Source organism: Amycolatopsis sp. cmx-8-4, from assembly GCF_046548675.1.
Taxonomy (GTDB): domain Bacteria; phylum Actinomycetota; class Actinomycetes; order Mycobacteriales; family Pseudonocardiaceae; genus Amycolatopsis.
The window spans coordinates 186,878-209,726 of sequence record NZ_JAEBDZ010000002.1; the positions used below are offsets into that span (position 1 = coordinate 186,878).

Here is a 22,849-nt window from a genome sequence, read left to right on the forward strand (position 1 = left end):
CCAGTGGACGGTTCGTGCCCGTCATGACATCCCCAGCTCGTTGTCGATGAATTCGAGGAGTTCGTCCGCGCTCGCGTCGCTCAGCTGCTGCGCGGCGGTCACCTTCGGCTCACCGGCGCGGCGGTCGTTCCAGCGCGCCAGCACCGCCTGCAGCCGGGCGGCGACCGCGCCGTGCAGATCGTCCACTCCGGACGGGACGTCGGCTGTGGCCAGCGCGGTCTCCAGCCGTTCCAGCTCGTCCAGCAGCGACGAGCCGGCGTCCGGGGCCAGCCCGGCCAGCAGGTGCGCGGCCAGCGCCGACGGCGTCGGGTAGTCGAAGACCAGCGTCGCCGGCAGTCGCAGCCCGGAGGCGGTGGCGAGCCGATCGCGGAGTTCGACCGCGGTCAGTGAGTCGAACCCGAGCTCGCGGAAGGCCCGGTTCGGGCCGACCTGCTCGACGCCGTCGGCGTGGCCCAGCACGGCCGCGGCCTCCCGCCGGATCGCCCCGGTGAGCGTGTCCTGCCGCTCGGACGCCGGAGCGTCGGCGAGCAGCCGGCTGAAAGCGGTTTCGCCGACGGCGACCGATTCTTCCGCCGGGGCCATGGCTTTCGCCGCCTCCGGCACGCCGGTCAGCAGCGGCCGCGCCCGGCTCACCGCGAACGCCGGGGCGAACCGCGCCCAGTCGACGTCCGCGACGGTGAGCTGCGGGTCGCCGTCCGCGAGGGCCTGGCCGAGCGCGGTGATCGCCGCGTCCGGCGCGATCGCGGGCAGGCCGCGACGGCGGAGGTGCTCTTCGGGTGCGCCCTGCGCCATGCCGCCGTCGGCCCACGGGCCCCACGAAACCGCGGTGGCCGCCAGGCCCCGGGCGTGCCGGGACACTGCGAGCGCGTCGAGGCTCGCGTTGGCCGCCGCGTAGGCGGGCTGGCCGCCGCTGCCCCAGATCCCGGAGATCGAGGAGAACAGCACGAACGCGTCGAGCGGGGTGTCGCCGAGCAGCTCGTCGAGGTACCGTGCGCCGGCCACCTTGCCGGCCAGGACCTGCGCGAACAGCGCCGGTGTGACCTCGGGCAGCGGCACCGGGACGTCCAGTCCGGCGGCGTGCACAACGGCGTTCGGCGGGTACTCGGCGACCAGGCTCGCCACGGCGTCGCGGTCGGCGACGTCGCAGGCGACCACGCTCACCCGGGCGCCCAGCTCGGTGAGCCCGGCGGTCAGTTCGGCCGCGCCGGGCGCGTCCGCACCCCGGCGGCTGGTCAGGACCAGATGCTCGGCGCCGCTCTTCGCCAGCCACAGCGCGACCCGGGCGCCGAGGGCACCGGTGCCGCCGGTGACGAGCACCGTGCCGCGCGGGGTCCAGGTGCCGGTGCCGGTGCGCGGCCGCCGTTCCAGCCGGCGGGCCAGCGTCCCGGACGGCCGGATCACGACCTGGTCCTCCCCGTCGCGGTCTCCCGCGAGCACCGCGGCCAACCGGGTCGCGGCCCGGTCGTCGAACCGCTCGGGCAGGTCGACCAGGCCGCCCCAGCGCTGCGGGTACTCCAGCGCGACGACCCGGCCGAGGCCCCAGACCTGCGCCGGTTCCGGCCGGTCGACGCCGTCGCGGGTGACGATCCACAAAGGAGCGCCGAGCCCGATCTCCGCCAGGGCCTGGACGAGCGTGACCGTGCCGGCCACCGCCGTGGGCAGCACCGGGTGGTCCGGGTGCGCGCCCTCGGCGGTACCGAGCAGCGAAAGCACCCCGGCGAACTCGTGCCCGGCGGTGGCGAGCAACAGCGGGTCGGCGAACGACGCGTGCGGGTCGACGTCGAGGCCGACGACCTTCGCGCCGTGCGTTTCCAGCGCGTCGGCGATCGGAGCGGTGCGCTCGTCGCCGGGCACGCCGATGACCAGCCATGTCCCCTTCAACGCCGGCGAAGCACTGGTCTCGAAGGAGACCCAGCTGACGCCGTAGCGCCAGGAGTCCACGATGGACTGCTCTCGACGGCCTTCGTGCCACTCGGACAACGCGGGCAGCGCTTCCTGCAGCGCGTCCGCGGGGAACCCCGGCAGTGTCGACAAGTCACCCTGGCGCACGGCCGTCCAGAACTCGTCGTCGCCCGCGGAAGCCTTTTCCGGAGCGGGCGCGGCCGTCGGCCAGAAGCGGGCGTGCTGGAACGGGTAGGTCGGGAGGTCGACCGGGCGCGGCGTGGTGCCGGCGAAGACGACGTCCCAGTCCGGGGCGAACCCGCGGACGTAGAGCCGGGCCAGGGCCGCGGCGAACGCGTCGGCTTCGGGCCGGTCGCCGCGCAGGGCCGGCGACACGACCGGGTCCTCGGTCACGCCGGTGAACGACTCGGCGGCCATCGCGCTGAGCACGCCGTCCGGGCCGATCTCGGCGAACGTCGTCGCGCCGGCCATCTCCAGGGTGCGGACGGCGTCCGCGAAGCGCACCGCCTCGCGGACCTGGCCGACCCAGTAGTCCGCGCCGAGCTCGGTCGCCGGCTCACCGGTCACTGTGGACACCAGCGGGATCCGCGGCGGCGTGTAGGTGACGCGTTCGGCGACGGCCCGGAACTCCGCCAGCATCGGGTCCATCCGCGGCGAGTGGAAGGCGTGGCTGACGGTGAGCCGCCGGGTCTTGCGCCCGGTGGCCCCGAATCCGGCGGCCAGATCCAGTACAGCCTGCTCGTCACCGGAAACGACTGTCGCTTGTGGACCATTGACCGCCGCGATCGCCACACCGTCGGTGAGCAGCCGCACGACCTCGTCCTCGCTCGCCTGGATCGCGACCATCGCGCCACCGGACGGCAGGGCCTGCATCAGCCGGCCGCGGGCCGCCACCAGCGCGGCCGCGTCGGCCAGGTCGAACACCCCGGCGACGTGCGCGGCGGCCAGTTCGCCGATGGAGTGCCCGGCGACGAAGCCCGGGGTGACGCCGAAGCTCTCGAGCAGCCGGTACAGCGCGACTTCGAGCGCGAACAGCGCGGGCTGGGTGTAGCCGGTGTGGTCGAGCAGCGCCGCATCGTCCGAGCCGGGCGCGGCGAACACGACTGTCCGCAGTGGATGGTCCAGGTGCTGGTGCTGGTCGAGGTGAGCGCAGACGGCGTCAAACGCGGTCGCGAACGCCGGGTGTGCCGCGTACAGCTCGCGGCCCATCCCGGCACGCTGCGCGCCCTGTCCGGTGAACAGGAACGCCAGCGACCCGTTGCCGACCGTGCCCTCGACCAGGCCGGGCGCGGAGGAACCGGTGGCGAGCGCGGCCAGCGCGGCGAGCCGCGCCTCCTGGTCCGGCGCGACGATCATCGCGCGGTGCTCGTGCGCGCCGCGCCGGGTGGCGAGGGCGTGCGCGAGGTCCAGCGGATCGACGTCGGCGACCAGTTCGGCAGCCCTGGCGCGCAGCGCCGGGGCACTGCGCGCGGACAGCACCCAGGGCAGGAGCACTGGCCGTGTCTCCGAAGCAGTGGCCTCCGGGGTTTCGGGGGCCTGCTCGAGGATGACGTGGGCGTTGGTGCCGCTCATGCCGAACGACGAGACGCCGGCGCGACGCGGGCGCCCCACCTCGGGCCACTCGCGTGCCTCGGTCAGCAGCTCGACGGAGCCGGTGTTCCAGTCCACTTGGGACGACGGCTCGTCGACGTGCAGCGTCTTCGGCAGCAGCCCGTGCTGCATCGCCTGGACCATCTTGATGATCCCGCCTACGCCTGCGGCCGCCTGCGTATGCCCGATGTTGGACTTCAAAGACCCCAACAGCAACGGGGTTTCGCGGTCCTGGCCGTACGTGGCCAGCAACGCCTGCGCCTCGATCGGATCGCCCAGAGTGGTTCCGGTGCCGTGGCCCTCGACCGCGTCGACGTCCGAAGTGGACAGACCGGCACTGGTCAACGCCTGTCGGATCACGCGCTGCTGCGCGGGACCGTTCGGCGCGGTCAGGCCGTTGGACGCGCCGTCCTGGTTGATCGCACTCCCCCGGACGATCGCCAGCACCGGGTGGCCATTGCGCTGCGCGTCAGACAAGCGCTCCAGCAGCAGCATGCCGACGCCTTCACCCCAGCCCGTGCCGTCGGCAGCCTCGGCGAACGCCTTGCAGCGGCCGTCCGCCGCCAGCGCGCGCTGGCGGGAGAACTCGATGAACGTGCCCGGGGTCGCCATGACCAGGACACCGCCGGCCAGCGCGAGTTCGCACTCGCCCTGCCGCAGTGCCTGGGCCGCGAGATGGACGGCGACCAGCGACGACGAGCACGCCGTGTCGACCGTCAGCGCCGGGCCTTCCAGGCCGAACGTGTAGGACAGCCGGCCGGAGACGACGCTCGCCGCGTTGCTCGTGGCGACGTAGCCCTCGGTGTTCTCCGCCGCGCCGAACAGCAGCGCCGCGTAGTCCTGGCTGTTGGTGCCGGCGAACACGCCGGTCCGGCTGCCGCGGAACGCCTTGGGCGGAATGCCCGCGCGCTCGAACGCCTCCCACGACGTCTCCAGCAGCAACCGCTGCTGCGGGTCCATGGCCAGGGCCTCACGCGGGCTGATCCCGAAGAACGCCGGATCGAAGTCCGCCGCGCCGCGCAGGAAGCCGCCTTCCTTGGCGTAGCTCGTGCCGGACGCTTCCTGGCTCGGGTCGTACAGCGTGCCCAGGTCCCAGCCGCGGTCGGCGGGGAACTCGGAGACGGCGTCGATGCCGTCGGCGACCAGGTGCCAGAGGTCTTCCGGAGACCGCACGCCGCCGGGGTAACGGCAGCTCATCGCCACGATGGCGATCGGGTCGTCGTCCACAGTGGACACGGTCTCGACCGCAGTGGTCACCGTTTCGCCGACCAGATCCGCCCGCAGGCTCGCGGCCAGCGCGGTGGAGTTCGGGTGGTCGAAGACGGCGGTCGCGGGCAGCCGGACACCGGTCGCGGTGGCGAGCCGGTTGCGGAGTTCGACGGCGGTCAGCGAGTCGAAGCCGAGGTCCTTGAACGCCCGGCCGGGTTCGATCGCCGTTGCGCCGTCGTGGCCCAGCACCGCGGCCGCCTCGGCCCGGACCAGCGCGACGAGCGTCCGGTCCTGTTCGGCGCGGCCCATGCCGGCCAGCCGGGTGCGGAAGGTGTCGTCGCCGGTCACCGGCGCGGCTTCCGCCGCGGCGAGGGCGACCCGAGCCTCGGACACGCCGTCGAGCAGCGGACGCGGGCGGACCGAGGCGAACGACGGCGCGAACCGCGTCCAGTCCACATCGGCCACGACCACGGCCGGATCCTGGTTCACCGCCTGGGCGAGCGCGGCGATCGCCGTCTCCGGCCGCATCGGCGTGACACCGCGGCGGCGCAGGTGCGTCGTCGCGTCACCACGCGAAGCCATGCCGCCACCGGCCCACGGACCCCAGGCGACGGCCGTGGCCGGCAACCCGCGGTCGCGGCGCGACTGGGCGAGCGCGTCCAGGTAGGCGTTGGCGGCCGAGTAGGCGGCCTGCCCACCCGCGCCCCACACACCGGAGATCGAAGAGAAGAGGACGAACGCGTCCACCGCCCCGGCCAGGCTGTCCAGATGGGCCGCTCCGAGCACCTTCGCGGACAACACGTCGGCGAACGCCTCGGTGTCCACAGTGGTCAGATCGGTCGGCGAGTCGACACCCGCGGTGTGCACCACGGCGTTCACCGGGTACTCGGCCAGCAACGCGGCCACGGCGTCACGGTCGGCGACGTCACAGGCGGCGATCACGACGTCCACACCGGACTCGGCAAGCTCGTCACGCAACTGCGCGGCACCCGGCGCGTCGAGGCCGCGGCGGCTGGTCAGCACCAGCCGCTCGGCGCCGTTCTCGGCCGCCCAGCGGGCGACCTCCGCGCCCAGCGCGCCGGTACCGCCGGTGATCAGGACGGTCCCGCGCGGCGTCCATGACGCCGTGGCCACCGGTCGCGGAGCCCGGACGAGGCGGCGCACGTAGACACCGGAGCCGCGGACGGCAACCTGGTCCTCGTTGCCGCCGTTGAGGATCGCGGTGAGGCGGGCACCGGCTCGCTCGTCGAGGTTCTCGGGCAGGTCGATCAGGCCACCCCAGCGCTGGGGCAGTTCGAGCGCGGCGACGCGGCCGAGACCCCAGATCATCGCCTGGGCGGCGCTGCGCAGCCGGTCGGCCCGGCCGGTCGACACGGCGCCGCTGGTCAGCACCCACAGCGGGGCGCCGACACCGGCCTCGCCGAGGGCCCGGAGCGTGGTCAGAGCGGCCTTGAGCGAGTCCGGCATCGCGAGGTCGCCGGCGTCGTCGGTGAGCACCGCCAGCACGCCCGCCACCTCGCCGACGCCGGCGAGCTGCGCGGCGAGGGTCTCGTCCAGGGTGATCCGGACGACGTCCGCACCGGCCCGGGTCACGGCGTCGGATACGGCGTCGGACATGGCGGGGGCGCCGTCGGAGACCAGCCAGGTGCCGGACAGCGCAGACTCGCCGAGGTCCGTCCAGGGCTGCCAGGCCGTCCGGTATCGCCAGCCGTCCACAGTGGACTCGGTGTGCTGCTGGCGGCGCCAGGCCGACAAGGCAGGCAGGACCTCGCTGAACGGCTCGTCGCCGGTGAGCGCAAGGGTGCCGGCGAGCCCGCCGAGGTCCGCGTTCTCCACCGCGATCCAGAACTCCCGCTCGGCTTCGGTCCCCGAGGTTCCGTCGATCGCCGCGGCCGGAGCCGCGGCTTCGGGCCAGAAGCGCCGGCGCCGGAACGCGTAGGTCGGCAGGTCGACGTGGGCGTGGCGGCCACCGGCCACCGCCGTCCAGTCCGGCGAAACGCCGTGGACGTGCGCGGTGGCGACGGCCGCGACGAGCGCGTCCTCCTCGGGCCGGTCGCCGCGCAGCGCCGGGGCGAACACCCCGCCGGCCACGCAGTCCTGGGCGAGCGCGGTCAGCACGCCGTCCGGGCCCAGCTCGAGGAAGGTGGTGACGCCGCTCGCTTCGAGGGTCCGCATGCCGTCGACGAACCGGACGGCCTCACGCACGTGCCGCACCCAGTAGTCCGCGTCGAACTCGGTCACCAGCTCACCGGTGACGTTCGAGACTATCGGTATAACCGTCTTACCGTAAGACAGAGACTCCGCTATACCGCGGAACTCGGCCAGCATCGGATCCATCAGCGGCGAGTGGAACGCGTGACTCACGACCAGGCGCTTCGTCTTGCGATCCGCGAAGTGCGCCACGACCGCCAGTACGGCGTCCTCGTCGCCGGAGATCACCGTCGAGGTCGGGCCGTTCAACGCGGCGATGGTCACACGGTCAGACAGATATACCGAAACTTCCGCCTCGGTCGCCTGCAGAGCGACCATCGCGCCACCCGACGGGAGCGCCTGCATCAGGCGGCCACGCGCGGCGACCAGCGTCACCGCGTCCGTCGGCGAGAGAACACCGGCGACGTGCGCCGCCGCCAGCTCGCCGATCGAGTGACCCACCAGGAAGTCCGGCCGCAGACCCCAGTGCTCCAGCAAGCGGAACAACGCCACCTCGACCGCGAACAACGCGGCCTGGGTGTACGCGGTCTGGTCGAGCAGAGCCGGGTCCTCGAAGATGACCGTCCGAAGTGGATGGTCCAGGTGCGTGTCGAACTCCGCGCAGACCGCGTCCAGCGCGTCGGCGAAGACCGGGTACGCCGCGTACAGCTCACGGCCCATCCCGACCCGCTGGCTGCCCTGGCCCGTGAACAGGAACGCCAGCCGGCCGCCGGACGCCGTGCCGGTCACCGTCGAGACTCCGGCCTCACCGCGGCCGAGAGCACCGAGGGCGGCGCGCAGGTCGTCCCGGCCGGTGGCCAGGAGCGCGGCCCGAGCGGGCAACGCCGCCCGGGTGGTCGCCGACGCGACGGCCAGCTCGGCCGGCGCCACGTGCGGAGCGGCGTCCCAGTGCGCGAGCAGCCGGCGGGCCTGCGCCCGGACGGCCTCGGCGTCGGTACCCGACACCAGCAGCGGCACCCGGCCGACCGGCCCGGCACCAGCACCCGACAACGGCACCCGGCCGACCAGTCCGGCACCCGCACCCGGCACCGGCAACGACGCCTGGCCAACCGGTTGAGCGGCCGGCGTGAAGTCCGGCGCCTGCTCGATGACGGCGTGCGCGTTGGTGCCGCTCATGCCGAACGACGACACCCCGGCGCGGCGCGGACGTCCCGCGTCCGGCCACCCGCACGCCTCGGTCAGCAGCGAAACCGCGCCCGCGGTCCAGTCGACGTGCGGTGACGGCTCGTCGACGTGCAGCGTCTTCGGCAGCACGCCGTGGCGCATCGCCTCGACCATCTTGATGATCCCGCCGACACCCGCGGCCGCCTGGGTGTGGCCGATGTTGGACTTGAGCGAGCCCAGCAACAAAGGCTCGGTCCGGTCCTGCCCGTAGGTCGCGAGCAGTGCCTGCGCCTCGATCGGGTCGCCGAGCACCGTGCCCGTGCCGTGCGCCTCGACGGCGTCGACGTCCGAAGCAGCCAGCCCGGCGTTGGCGAGTGCCTGGCGGATGACGCGTTGCTGGGCCGGGCCGCTGGGTGCGGTGAGGCCGTTGGACGCGCCGTCCTGGTTGATCGCGGTCCCGCGCACCAGCGCGAGCACCGGGTGGCCGTGACGGCGCGCGTCGGACAGCCGCTCCAGCAGCAGCATCCCGGCGCCCTCGCCCCAGCCCGTGCCGTCGGCGGCCGCGGCGAACGCCTTGCAGCGGCCGTCCGGCGCGAGGCCGCGCTGCCGCGAGAACTCGACGAACGTGCCCGGGGTGGCCATCACCAGCGCCCCGCCGGCCAGCGCCAGCGAGCACTCGCCGTTGCGCAGGGCCTGCGCCGCGAGGTGCAGCGCGACCAGCGAAGACGAGCACGCGGTGTCCACCGTGACGGCCGGGCCTTCGAGCCCGAAGGTGTAGGCGAGCCGGCCCGAGACGACGCTGGCGGAGTTGCCGGTCGCGACGTGCCCCTCGGCGCCCTGCGGCGCGGTCATCAGCAGCGCCGCGTAGTCCTGGCTGTTGGTGCCGGCGAAGACGCCGACCTCGGTGCCGTGCACCGCCTTCGGGTCGATCCCGGCGCGTTCGAACGCCTCCCAGGTGATCTCGAGCAGGAGCCGCTGCTGCGGGTCCATGCCGAGCGCTTCGCGCGGCGAGATGCCGAAGAAGTCGGCGTCGAACTCGGCCGCGTCGTGCAAGAAGCCGCCTTCGCGGGCGTAAGACGTGCCTTCGCTGTCGGGGTCCGGGTCGTACAGCGCGTCGAGGTTCCAGCCACGGTCGCCGGGCATTTCGGACACCGCGTCGCGGCCGTCGGCCACCAGCCGCCAGAGGTCCTCCGGCGAGCGGACGTCCCCGGGGTACCGGCAGCTCATGGCCACGATCGCGATCGGGTCGTCGGTGTCACGCACGGTGCTGACCGCGGCCCGCGCGACGGCCTCGCCGCCGAGCAGCAGACTGGCGATGTGCGTGGCGAGCACGGACGGAGTCGGGTGGTCGAACACGAGCGTCGCGGGCAGGCGCAGGCCCGTCGCGGTGCCCAGGGCGTTGCGCAGCTCGACCGCGGTGAGTGAGTCGAAGCCCAGCTCGCGGAAGGCCTGGCGCGGTGCTATCTGGCCGACACCCTCGTGGCCGAGAACGGCGGCCGCGTGCGTGCGCACCAGGTCCAGCAGCACCCGCTCGCGCTCGGCGCCGGCCAGGTCGGCCAGCTGCCGGGCGAACTCGGACGTCTCGGTGGTCTCTTCGTCGCCGGCCAGTGCGGCGGCGACCTCGGGGATGGTGTCGAGCAGCGGGCGCGGGCGGGCCGCGGCGAACGACGGCGCGAACCGCGCCCAGTCGACGTCGGCCACGACCAGCGCGGTTTCGCCGGCGCCGACGGCCTGGGCGAGCGCGCGGACCGCGAGCGTCGCGGACATCGGCTCGAGACCGCGGCGGCGCAACTGGTCGGCGGCGTCGCCGCGCGAGGCCATGCCGCCGCCGTCCCAGGGGCCCCAGGCGACGGCGGTCGCGGTCAAGCCGCGGTCGCGACGCGATTGCGCCAGCGCGTCGAGGTAGGCGTTGGCGGCCGAGTACGCGCCCTGGCCGCCGGAACCCCAGGTCCCGGAGATCGAGGCGAACAGGACGAACGCGTCGAGCGCGGTCTCTCCGAGCACAGCGTCGAGGTTCGCCGCGCCCGCGACCTTGGCGGCCAGGACGTCGGCGAACTCGGCGGGGTCGCCGTCGGCCAGGGGCGTCGGACGGTCGACACCCGCGGCGTGCACCACGGCGTCCACCGGGTATTCGGCGAGCAGAGCGGCGACGGCGTCGCGGTCGGTGACGTCGCAAGCGGCGATCACGACGTCCACGCCGAGCTCGTCCCGCAGTGCTTCGGCACCCGGCGCGGCGAGCCCGGAACGGCTGGTCAGGATCAGCCGCTCGGCGCCGTTTTCCGCGGCCCAGCGGGCGACCTGCGCGCCCAGGGCGCCGGTGCCGCCGGTGACGAGCACGGTCCCTCGCGGCGCCCAGAAGTCCTTTGTGGACTTTTCGGCGCGGACGAGACGGCGGACGTGCACACCCGAGAGGCGGACGGCGACCTGGTCCTCGGCGCCGGCGAGCACCCCGGCGAGGCGGGCGCCGGCCCGCTCGTCGAGCACCTCCGGCAGGTCGACGAGGCCACCCCAGCGCTGCGGCAGCTCCAGGCCGGCCACCCGGCCCAGGCCCCACGCGGCGGCCTGCCCGGCGGCGCGGACGCGGTCGGCGCGCCCGGTCGAGACCGCGCCTTCGGTCGCTACCCACAGGGGCGCGGCGACGTCGGCGTCACCCAGCGCCCGCAGCACGTCGAGCAGCTGCGCGGACACGGTGGCCGGGTCGTCGGCCGTGACCAGCGAAAGCACCCCGGCGATCTCGCGTTCCCAGACGGCGCCGGCGATCTCGAGGGCCAGGGATTCGCGAGCCGCGGGCTCGACGACGACGGTGTCCGCGCCGTAGCGGGTCAGCACCCCGGACAGGGGGTGGCCGGCGGGGGCCAGCAGCAGCCAGGTGCCGGACAGTACCGGCGCGGGCAGGTCGGTCAGCGGCTGCCAGGTGATCCGGTACCGCCAGGAGTCCACTGTGGACTTCTCCTGGCCGGACCGGCGCCAGTTCGCCAGTGCGGGCAGCAGCGTCTCGGCGTCGCGCTCGGTGATGGCGAGGGTCGTGGCGAGCGCGGTGGGGTCGTCGGCTTCGACGACGGTCCAGAACTCGGCGTCGGCGACACCCGCGGTGGCCTCGAAGCCGTTCGGCAACTCGACTTCCGGCCAGTAGCGGCGGTTCTGGAAGGCGTAGGTGGGCAGGTCGATCCGGCGGGCGCCGGCCAGGACCGTGGCCCAGTCCGGGACGTGACCGCGGACGTGCGCCTGCCCGAGGGCGTGGGCAAAGGTCTGCTCTTCGGGCCGTCCGCTCCGCAGCACGGGGACAAAGACGGCATCGGCGACGCAGTCCTGGCCCATCGCGGAGAGCACGCCGTCCGGGCCCAGCTCGACGAACGTCGTCACCCCGCGGTCGGCCAGGCTCCGCATCCCGTCGGCGAACCGCACGGCCTCGCGCACGTGCCGCACCCAGTAGCCCGCATCGAACTCGGTCATCAGCTCGCCGGTGACGTTCGAGACTATCGGTATAACCGACTGACCGTAAGACAGAGACTCCGCTATACCGCAGAACTCAGCCAGCATCGGATCCATCAACGGCGAGTGGAACGCGTGGCTCACCGTCAGCCGCTTGGTCTTGCGATCCGCGAAGTGCTCCGCGACCGCCAGGACGGCGTCCTCGTCGCCGGAGATCACGGTAGAGGCCGGGCCGTTGATCGCGGCGATGGTCACACTGTCAGACAGATATACCGAGACCTCCGCCTCCGTTGCCTGGATCGCCACCATTGCGCCGCCTCCCGGCAGCGCCTGCATGAGGCGGCCACGCGCGGCGACCAGCGTCACCGCGTCCGCCAGCGACAGGACCCCGGCAACGTGCGCCGCAGCCAGCTCGCCGACCGAATGGCCCGCGAGGAAGTCGGGCCGGAGACCGTAGTGCTCCACCAGCCGGAACAGGGCGACCTCGATGGCGAACAGCGCGGCCTGGGTGTGGGCCGTTTGGTTCAGCAGCTCGGATTCTCCGAAGAGGACAGTCCGTAGTGGACGGTCGCGGTGGGTGTCGAACTCCGCGCAGACCGCGTCCAGCGCGTCGGCGAAGACCGGGTACACCTCGTACAGCTCACGGCCCATCCCGACCCGCTGGCTGCCCTGACCCGTGAACAGGAACGCCAGCCGGCCTTCCCCGGCGACGCCGGTGAGCGCCGACGGTTCGCCCGCGGCCAGAGCCGCGAGCCCGGCCAGGAGCGTCTCGCGGTCGGTGCCGTTCACAGCCGCGCGGTGCGGCTGCAGAGAACGGGTCGTGGCCAGCGAATACGCGACGTCCGTCGGCTCCCAGCCGTCGACGGCGTCCAGGTGCGTCAGCAGCCGGGCGGCCTGCTCACGGAGGGCCTCGGCGGTGTGCGCGGACAGCGTCCACGACGCCACCGGCACCGAGACCGCGGGCGCCTGGTCGGCGGGCGGCGCCTCTTCCAGCACCACGTGCGCGTTGGTGCCGCTCATGCCGAACGACGACACGGCGGCGCGCCGCGCGCGGCCCACTTCGGGCCACGGGCGGGCCTCGGTGACCAGCTCGACCGCTCCCGCCGTCCAGTCCACCTGGGACGACGGCGCGTCGACGTGCAGCGTCTTCGGCACGGTACCGTGCCGCATCGCCAGGATCATCTTCATCATCCCGGCGACGCCGGCGGCGGCCTGCGTGTGCCCGATGTTCGACTTCAGCGAGCCCAGCAGCAGCGGCTCGCCGTCGCGGTCACGCCCGTAGGTCGCCAGCACGGCCTGCGCCTCGATCGGGTCGCCCAGGGTGGTGCCGGTGCCGTGCGCCTCGACGACGTCGACGTCCGAAGTGGACAGTCCGGCGGCGGCGAGGGCCTGGCGTATCACGCGTTGCTGGGCCGGGCCGTTGGGTGCGGTGAGGCCGTTGGACGCGCCGTCGGAGTTGATCGCTGAGCCTCGCAGGACCGCGAGGACCGGGTGGCCGTTGCGGCGGGCGTCGGAAAGCCTTTCCAGCACCAGCATTCCGGCGCCTTCGCCCCAGCCGGTGCCGTCGGCCGCGTCGGCGAACGCCTTGCAACGGCCGTCCGCGGCGAGGCCGCGCTGGCGGGAGAACTCGATGAACGTGCCGGGGGTGGCCATCACGAGCGCCCCGCCGGCCAGCGCCAACGAGCACTCGCCGGCCCGCAGCGCCTGCGCGGCCCAGTGCACCGCGACCAGCGAAGACGAGCACGCGGTGTCGATCGTCGCGGCCGGGCCCTCCAGCCCGAAGGTGTAGGCGAGCCGGCCGGAGACGACGCTCGCGGCGTTGCCGGTGGCGACGTACCCCTCGGCGTCCTGCCGCGCGACCATCAGCAGGGTCGCGTAGTCCTGGCTGTTCGAGCCGACGAACACGCCGGTCCGGCTGCCCCGCAGGGACTCCGCCGGGATGCCGGCCCGTTCGAACGCCTCCCACGACGTCTCCAGCAGCAGCCGCTGCTGCGGGTCCATCGAAAGCGCTTCACGCGGGCTGATGCCGAAGAACGCCGGGTCGAAGTCGCCCGCGTCGTGCAGGAAACCGCCGGTACGGGCGTAGGACGTGCCGGGGTGGGCCGGGTCCGGGTGGTAGAGCGCGCCGAGGTCCCAGCCGCGGTCGGCGGGGAACTCGGTCACCGCGTCGCCGCCGGAGACGACCAGGTCCCAGAGGTCTTCCGGGCTGCGCACGCCGCCGGGCAGGCGGCAGCTCATCGCGACGACCACGATCGGGTCGTCGCCGGTCACCACCGCGACCGGCGTCTCGGGTCCATTGTGGATGGATCCGAACAGCTCCGCGTCGAGCTGCCGGGCGAGCGCCTCGGGGTTCGGGTGGTCGAAGGCGAGCGACGCGGGCAGCGTCAGCCCGGTCGCCGCGGTGAGGCGGTTGCGCAGGTCGACCGCGGTCAGCGAGTCGAAGCCGAGGTCGCGGAACGCGCGGGCCGCCGGCACCGCGGCGGTGGCGTCCGGGCCGGCGTGGCCGAGCGCGAGCGCGGCCTCCGCGCGGACGACGTCGAGCAGAGCGCGCTCCCGTTCGGCGGGGGCGAGCGGCGCGAGGCGGGTGACGAGCGCGGGCCGGTCCCCGGTCGCCGGGGCGGTGTCGAGCGCGCGAACCTCGGGCAGGTCACCGATCAGCGGCCGCCGCCGAGCCAGCTGGTAGCTGGGAGCGAAGCGGGCCCAGTCGACGTCGGCGATCACGACAGCGGCGTCACCGAAGGTCAGCGCGGTGACGGCGAGTTCGGGCGCGAGCGCCGGCAGGCCACGGCGGCGCAGGTCGGCCTCGGCTTCGGCGCCGACCATGCCGCCCTCGGCCCACGGGCCCCAGGCGATCGCGGTCGCCGTGGCGCCGCGGGCGCGACGCTGCTCGGCGAGCGCGTCGAGGTAAGCGTTTGCGGCGGCGTAGGCGGCCTGGCCACCACTCCCCCACACGCCCGCGATCGACGAGAACAGGACGAACGCGTCGACGTCCCCGACGAGTTCGTCGAGATTGGCCGCTCCGGTGACCTTGGCCCCGACGACGGCGGCGAGCCCGTCCCGCGTCAGGTCGGCGAGCCGTGCCGGGTCGCCCGCGCCGGCCGCGTGCACTACGGCGTTCACCGGGTACTCGGCCAGCAGCGCGGCAAGCGCGTCGCGGTCGGCGACGTCGCAGGCCGCGACGACGACGTCCACTCCGGACCCGGCGAGTTCGTCACGCAGCTCGGCCGCGCTCGGCGCGTCCAGGCCGCGACGGCTGGTGAGCACCAGCCGGTCGACGCCCTCGGCGGCCAGGTGGCGGGCGACGTGGGCGCCGAGCGCGCCGGTGCCGCCGGTGACGAGCACCGTCCCGCGCGGAGTCCAGGCGGTGGTGGCGGGCGCGGCGTGCGTGAGGCGCCGGCCGAAGACGCCGGTGGCGCGGATCGCGACCTGGTCCTCGGTCCCGTCGGCCAGCACCCGGGCGAACCGGGTGGCGGCGCGCTCGTCCAGCGTGGTGTCCAGGTCGATCAGGCCACCGCCGTGCTGCGGGTACTCCAGGCCGACGACGCGGCCGAACCCCCAGGTCATCGCCTGGGTGGCGCTGCGCGGCCGGTCGGCGCGGCCGGTGCCGACGGCGCCCGAGGTGACCAGCCACAGCGGGGCCGCGATCTCGTGCGCGGCCAGGGTCTGGACCAGGTCCAGCGTCGCGGCGAGGCCGTCCTGCTCGTCCAGCGAGAGCAGGGAGACGACACCGGCGACCGGGCCGTCGAGCGCCGCCGGGGTCAGCGGCTCGACCTCGGCGCCGTGCGCGGCGAGGGCGGCGGTGACACCGAGGTCGTCGGCCCCGGCCAGCAGCCAGCGGCCGGACAGCTCCGGGGTCGTGTCCGACGGCACCGGCAGCCACTCGATCCGGTAGCGCCAGGAGTCCACAGTGGACCTGTCCTGACCGCGGCGGCGGTAGCCGGCGAGCGCGGGCAGGACGTCGGCGAGCGAACCGGCGGGCAGGTTCAGGGTCGCGGCGAGCGCGTCCGCGTCGCCGGTTTCGACGGCCTGCCAGAACCCGGCGTCCTCGGCGCCCGAGGCCGGGGCGACGGCGGGCTCGGGCCAGAACGTCTTGTGCTCGAAGGGGTAGGTGGGCAGGTCGATCCGGCGGACGTCGGCGCCCGCGAACAGCCCGGCCCAGTCGATCTTCGCGCCGTGCGCGTACGCGGTGGCCAGCGCGGTGGCGACGGTGTCGCGTTCCGGGCGGCCGGACCGCAGCAGCGGCGCGAAGGTGCCGTCGGCGACGCAGTCCTGACCCATCGCGGACAGCACGCCGTCGGGGCCCAGCTCCAGGAACGTCGTGACACCGCGGTCCATCAGGGTGCGCATGCCGTCGGCGAACCGGACGGCGTCGCGGACGTGCCGCACCCAGTAGGCCGCGTCGAACTCGGTCACCAGCTCACCGGTGACGTTCGAGACTATCGGTATAACCGTCTTACCGTAAGACAGAGACTCGGCTATACCGCGGAACTCGGCCAGCATCGGGTCCATAAGAGGCGAGTGGAACGCGTGACTGACAACCAGGCGCTTGGTCTTGCGGCCCAGCTCGGCGAACTGCGCCGCGACCGCGAGCACGGCGTCTTCATCACCGGAGATGACTGTCGAGTCCGGGCCATTCAGCGCGGCGATGGTCACACGGTCAGACAGATATACCGAAACCTCCGCCTCCGTCGCCTGCAGAGCCACCATCGCGCCACCCGACGGCAGAGCTTGCATCAGGCGGCCCCGGGCGGCGACCAGCGTCACCGCGTCCGTCAGCGAGAGGACACCGGCGACGTGCGCCGCGGCCAGCTCGCCGATCGAGTGGCCCACCAGGAAGTCCGGGCGCAGACCCCAGTGCTCCAGCAACCGGAACAGCGCCACCTCGACCGCGAACAACGCAGCCTGGGTGTACGCGGTCTGGTCCAACAGCTCGGAGTCTTCGACCAGGACTGTCTGCAGTGGACGGTCGAGGTGCGTGTCGAACTCCGCGCACACCGCGTCCAGGGCGTCCGCGAACACCGGGAACGCCGCGTACAGCTCCCGGCCCATCCCCGCCCGCTGGCTGCCCTGGCCTGTGAACAGGAACGCCAGCCCGCCACCGGCCTCACCGCGGACGAGAGCGGCGTCGGACCGGCCCTCGGCCAACGCGCGCAGGCCGCGCTCGACGTCCTCGGCGGTCTCCCCGGTGACGACCGCGCGGTGGTCGAGCGCCGCCCGCGAGGTGGCCAGGGAGAAGGCGAGGTCACCCAGGTCGGCGTCGACGGTCAGTGCCGCCGCCTGCGCTCGCAGCGCCTCCGGCGTGCGCGCGGACAGCACGACCGGCGCCAGCGACGGCCGCGCACCGCGGTCCGGAGCCGGCTCGGCAGAAGGGGCCTGCTCGATGATCGTGTGCGCGTTGGTCCCGCCGACCCCGAACGACGACACGCCGGCGCGGCGCGGACGTCCGGTCTCGGGCCAGGCCCGCGGCTCGGTCAGCAGCTCGACCGCGCCGGACGTCCAGTCCACGTGCGGGGTCGGCTCGTCGACGTGCAACGTGCGCGGCAGGATGCCGTGCCGCATCGCGAGGACGGCCTTGATCACGCCGCCGACCCCGGCGGCGGCCTGGGTGTGCCCGATGTTCGACTTCAGCGAGCCCAGCCACAGCGGTTCGCCGTCGCGGTCGCGGCCGTAGGTGGCCAGCAGGGCCTGCGCCTCGATCGGGTCGCCGAGCACCGTGCCGGTGCCGTGCGCCTCCACGGTGTCCACATCGGACGGCGTGAGCCCGGCCGCGCCGAGCGCCTGGCGGATCACGTTCTGCTGGGCTGGGCCGTTGGGTGCGGTGAGGCCGTTGGACGTGCCGTCGGAGTTGACCGCGCTGCCCGCGACCAGCGCGAGCACCGGGTGGCCGTTGCGCTGCGCGTCGGAAAGCCTTTCCAGCAGCAGAAGCCCGGCGCCCTCGCCCCAGCCGGTGCCGTCGGCCGCGGCGGCGAAGGACTTGCAGCGGCCGTCGGCGGCCAGACCGCGCTGACGGGAGAACTCGGCGAACGCGGTCGGCGTGGTCATGACCGTGACACCACCGGCCAGCGCCAGCGTGCACTCGCCGTTGCGCAGGGCCTGCGCGGCCAGGTGCAGCGCGACCAGCGACGACGAGCACGCCGTGTCGACGGTCAGCGCGGGGCCTTCGAGGCCGAACGTGTAGGCCAGCCGGCCGGACACGACGGCGGCGGCGTTGCCGGTGGCGAGGTAGCCCTCGCCGGCGTTGCCGGAGCGCATCAGCAGAGCCGCGTAGTCCTGGCCGTTCGAGCCGACGAACACGCCGGACCGGCTGCCGCGCACCGAACGCGGGTCGATGCCCGCGCGCTCGAACGCCTCCCACGCGGTTTCCAGCAGCACACGCTGCTGCGGGTCCATGGCCAGCGCTTCGCGCGGCGAGATGCCGAAGAAGGCCGCGTCGAACCCGCCGACCGCGGGCAGGAACCCGCCTTCGCGGGTGTAGCTGGTGCCCGGGTTGTCCGGGTCGGGGTCGTACAGTGCGTCGAGGTCCCAGCCGCGGTCGGCCGGGAACGGGCCGATGCCGTCGACGCCGCCCTCGACCAGGCGCCAGAGGTCCTCGGGCGAGGTGACGCCGCCGGGGTACCGGCAGCTCATCGCCACGATGGCGATCGGGTCGTCCACAGTGGACGTACTGATGACGGTGGCGACCGGCGCGTCGCCGATCAGCTCGGCGTGCAGGTGCGCGGCGAGCAGCTCCGGCGTCGGCCGGTCGAACACCAGCGACGCCGGCAGGTTCAGCCCGGTCTCGGTGGCCAGGAGGTCACGCAGCTCGACCGCGGTGAGCGAGTCGAAGCCGAGGTCGGCCAGCGGGCGGTCGTCGCGCACGTCGGCCACCGAAGTGAACCCGAGCACGGCGGCGACACCGGCGCGGACGATCCCGGCGAGCACGCCGAGAGCGTCCTTTTCGGACGGTTGCGCGGCGAGCCGCGCGCGCAGTTCGGCCCCCACCTCGGACTCCGTGCGGGCGGGGCCGCCGGTCAGCGCGGCGACCGCTTCGGGCAGCTCGGCGAGCAGCGGACGCGGGCGCGCCGCGGCGAACCCGGGCGCGAAGGCCGCCCAGGTCACGTCGGCGACGGTCACCGTGGTCTCGTCACCATCGAGCGCCCCGGCCAGCGCGGCGAGCGCCGGCTCGGTGGCCATCGGCGGCAGGCCGCGACGGCGCAGCTGCTGCTCGCCGTCGCCCTCGACCATGCCGCCCCCGGCCCACGGGCCCCAGGCGATCGCGGTCGCGGTCAGCCCGCGAGATCGTCGCTGCTCGGCCAGGGCGTCCAGGTGGGCGTTCGCCGCCGCGTACGCGGCCTGCCCGCCGCTCCCCCAGACCCCGGCGATCGAGGAGAACAGGACAAAGGCGTCGACCTCGCCGACGAGTTCGTCGAGGTTGGCCGCGCCGAGCACCTTGGCCCGCGAGAGTTCCGCGAACTCCGCAAGGGACGTCTCGTGCAGCGGCGCCGATCCGGTCGCGCCGGCGGCGTGGAACACCGACGTCACCGGGTATTCGGCGAGCAACGCGGCCAGGGCGTCGCGGTCGGCGACGTCGCACGCCGCGACGACGACGTCCACGCCGAGCGCGGTGAGTTCGTCACGCAGTTGGGCCGCGCCCGGCGCGTCCAGGCCGCGACGGCCGGTCAGCACCAGGCGTTCCGCACCGGTGGCGGCGAGGCGGCGGGCGACCTGCGCGCCGAGGGCGCCGGTGCCGCCGGTGATCAGGACGGTGCCGCGCGGGGCCCAGGACCGCACCGGCGTCGCCGGGGCCCGGACCAGGCGGCGGGCGAACACGCCGCTGGCGCGCACGGCGACCTGGTCTTCGCTTGCGTCGGCGAGCACCGCGGCCAGCCGGGCACCGGCGCGGGCGTCCAGCTCGGCCGGGAGGTCGACGAGCCCGCCCCAGCGGCCGGGCTCCTCCAGGCCGAGCACCCGGCCGAGGCCCCAGACCTGCGCCTGGGCCGGGGTGACGGCCCGGTCGGCGCGGCCGGTGGCGACCGCGCCGGAGGTCGCGAGCCAGATCGGCGCGGTCACGCCGAGGGCCTGGATCAGTTCGATCGTGCCGGTCAGGCCCGTGGCCAGGCCGGGGTGCGCGGGGTCCGGGGTCTCGTCGAGTGCGAGCAGGGAGAGCACCCCGGCGAGCGGCTCGCCTGCGAGGCCGCCGGCCAGTTCGCTCGTGGCGCCGAGGTTGCCAACCAAGTCGCTCGCACCGGCGACGTCCCCAGCCAGGCCGCCCGCTCCCGCGAGGCCACCGGGCAGTTCGCTCGCGTCGGCGAGGTTGCCAGCCAGGTCCCCCGCACTGTCGATGGCGCCGGGCAGTTCGCTTGCGTCGGCGATCCAGCGGACCCGCGCGCCGTGCGCGGCCAAGGCGTCGACAGCCGAGACGGCGAGCGGGCTGGGCGGGCCGACGACCAGCCACGTGCCGGACAGTTCGCCGGTCGCGATCGGCTTGGGGGTCCACGAGATCCGGTACCGCCAGCCGTCCACAATGGATTCTTCGCGGCGGCGGTCGCGCCAGGACGCCAGCGCGGGCAGGACGTCGCCCAGCGACGACGCCAGGTCCGCGTTACCCGGGTCGAGCGTAGCGGCGAGCGCGGCCGGATCGCCGCTGTCGACGGCTTGCCAGAACCCGGCGTCCTCGGCGGTGGTGGCCGGTGTGGCGGCGCTCGGCTCGATCCAGTAGTGCTCCCGCTGGAACGGGTAGGTCGGCAGCTCGACCCGCCGGGCGCCCTCGAACAGCACCGGCCAGTTCACGGCGACGCCGTGCACGTGGACGGCGGCGAGAGCGGCCAGCGCCGAGCCGGGCTCGGGACGGCCGGCCCGCAACATGGCGGCGAACACCGCGTCCGGGCCGGCGGACTCGCGGCCGAGCGCGGACAGCACGCCGTCCGGACCCAGCTCGAGGAACGTCGTGACGCCCTTCGCGGTCAGCGTGCGCATGCCGTCGGCGAACCGGACGGCCTGCCGGACGTGCCGCACCCAGTACTCCGGGTCGGCCAGCTCGGCCGCGGTGGCCGGAGCGCCGGTGACGTTCGAGACTATCGGTATAACCGGCTGACCGTATGACAGAGACTCCGCTATACCGCGGAATTCCGCCAGCATCGGATCCATCAACGACGAGTGGAACGCGTGACTCACGGCGAGCCGCTTGGTCTTGCGGCCCAGGTCGACGAAGCGCGCCAGCACGGCCAGCACCGCGTCCTCGTCACCCGAGATGACCGTCGAATCCGGGCCATTCACCGCCGCAACGGTCACACGGTCTGACAGATATACCGAAACCTCGTCCTCGGTCGCCTGCAGAGCCACCATCGCACCGCCGGGCGGCAGCGCCTGCATGAGCCGGCCGCGCGCGGCGACCAGCGTGACGGCGTCGGCCAGGGACCAGACCCCGGCGACGTGCGCGGCGGCCAGCTCGCCGATCGAGTGGCCGACCAGGAAGTCCGGCGTGACGCCGAAGTGCGCCAGCAGCCGGAACAGCGCCACCTCTAGGGTGAACAGCGCGGCCTGGGTGTACTCGGTCCGGTCGAGCAGACCGGTCTCGTCGAACAAGACTGTCTTGAGTGGACGGTCCAAGTGGGACTCGAACGCGGCGCAGATCTCGTCGACCGCGGCCGCGAACTCCGGGAACGCTGCGTACAGCTCCCGCCCGGCGCCGGCCCGCTGGCTGCCCTGACCGGTGAAGAGGAATGCCAATCGGCCACGCACGGCCGTAACCCCGCGGACCAGGCCCGGCGCGGCGGTGTCGCCCGCCAGCGCGGCTAGGCCGGTGAGCAGCGCTTCGCGGTCCTCGGCGAGCAGGACAGCGCGGTGTTCCAGGGAAGAGCGACCGGCCGCGGCCGAGAACGCGACGTCCGCGAGCCGCAGCTCGGGCCGTGCGGTCAGGTGGGTGACGAAGTCTCCGGCGAGCGCGCGCAGGGCCTCCGCGCTGCGGGCCGACACCAGCACCGGCAGCGGTGACGGCAGCGCGCGCGGCGGGATGACGACTACCTTGGCGTCTTCCGCGAGCGGCTCGGGCTCGGGTGCTTCCTCCAGGATCGCGTGCGCGTTGGTCCCGCTGATCCCGAAACCGGACACCGCGGCACGCCGGGGACGTCCGGTCGCCGGCCAGTCGCGTTCCTCGGTGAGCAGCTCGACCGCACCCGAAGCCCAGTCGACGTGCGGGGTCGGCTCGTCGGCGTGCAATGTGCGCGGCATCTTCGCGTGCCGCAGCGCCTCGACCAGCTTGATCACGCCGCCGACACCGGCCGCGGCCTGGGCGTGGCCCAGGTTCGACTTCAGCGAGCCGAGCCACAGCGGCAGCCCCGGCTCGCGCTCCTGGCCGTAGGTGGCGAGCAGCGCCTGCGCCTCGATCGGGTCACCCAGCTTCGTGCCGGTGCCGTGCGCTTCGAGCAGGTCGATGTGCGCGGCGGACAGCCGCGCGTTGGCCAGCGCCTGGCGGATGACCCGGCGCTGGGACGGGCCGTGCGGGGCGGTCAGGCCGTTGGACGCGCCGTCGGAGTTGACCGCGGTGCCGCGCACGACGGCGAGGACGTCGTGGCCGTTGCGGCGGGCGTCGGAGAGCCGTTCCAGCAGCAGGACTCCGGCGCCCTCGGCCCAGCCGGTGCCGTCGGCCGCGGCGCCGAACGCCTTGCAGCGCCCGTCCGGAGAAAGCCCTTGCTGACTGTCGAAGGCGACGAACGTGCCCTGGTGCGCCATCACGGTCACGCCGCCGGCCAGCGCCATCGAGCACTCGCCGGTGCGCAGCGCGTGCACCGCCAAGTGCAGCGACACCAACGAAGACGAGCACGCGGTGTCCACAGTGACCGCAGGGCCCTCCAGCCCGAAGGTGTAGGCCAGCCGTCCGGAGACGACGCTGGTCGCGTTGCCGGTGAGCAGGTGCCCCGCGAGCCCGGCCAGTTCCGCGCCGCTGCCCGCGCCGTACTGCGACGACGCCGCGCCGATGAAGACGCCGGTGTCCGAGCCGCGGACGGCGTCCGCCGGGATGCCCGCCCGCTCGAACACCTCCCAGGCGACCTCGAGCAGGACACGCTGCTGCGGGTCGACGGCCAGGGCCTCGCGCGGGCTGATGCCGAAGAACCCGGCGTCGAACTTCGGTGCGTCGTAGAGGAATCCGCCCTGCGGCACGCTGTGTCCATCGTGACGGCCGGGCTCGAGCCGCCAGCCGCGGTCGCCGGGGAAGTCCGAAATCGCGTCACCGCCGGTCGTGACCAGCTGCCACAGGTCCTCCGGGCTGCGCACACCACCCGGGAAGCGGCAGCTCGACGCGACGATGGCGATCGGCTCGGTGTCCCGCTCCTCGACGTCGCGCAGCTGCCGGCGGGCGGTGCGCAGGTCGGCCGTGAGCCGCTTCAAGTACTCGAGGTACTTGCTTTCGTCAGGCATTCGA

The 22,849-nt window shown here is 74.1% G+C and carries 1 protein-coding gene; it reads right to left on the bottom strand.

All coding sequences use genetic code 11. The features are described 5' to 3' along the window. Window positions 1-21: 21 nt before the first annotated feature. A complete protein-coding gene (locus ACLJQZ_RS04290) occupies window positions 22-22,845 on the bottom strand; it encodes a type I polyketide synthase (protein ID WP_410618703.1) in 22,824 nt (7,607 codons plus the stop codon). Window positions 22,846-22,849: the final 4 nt, after the last annotated feature.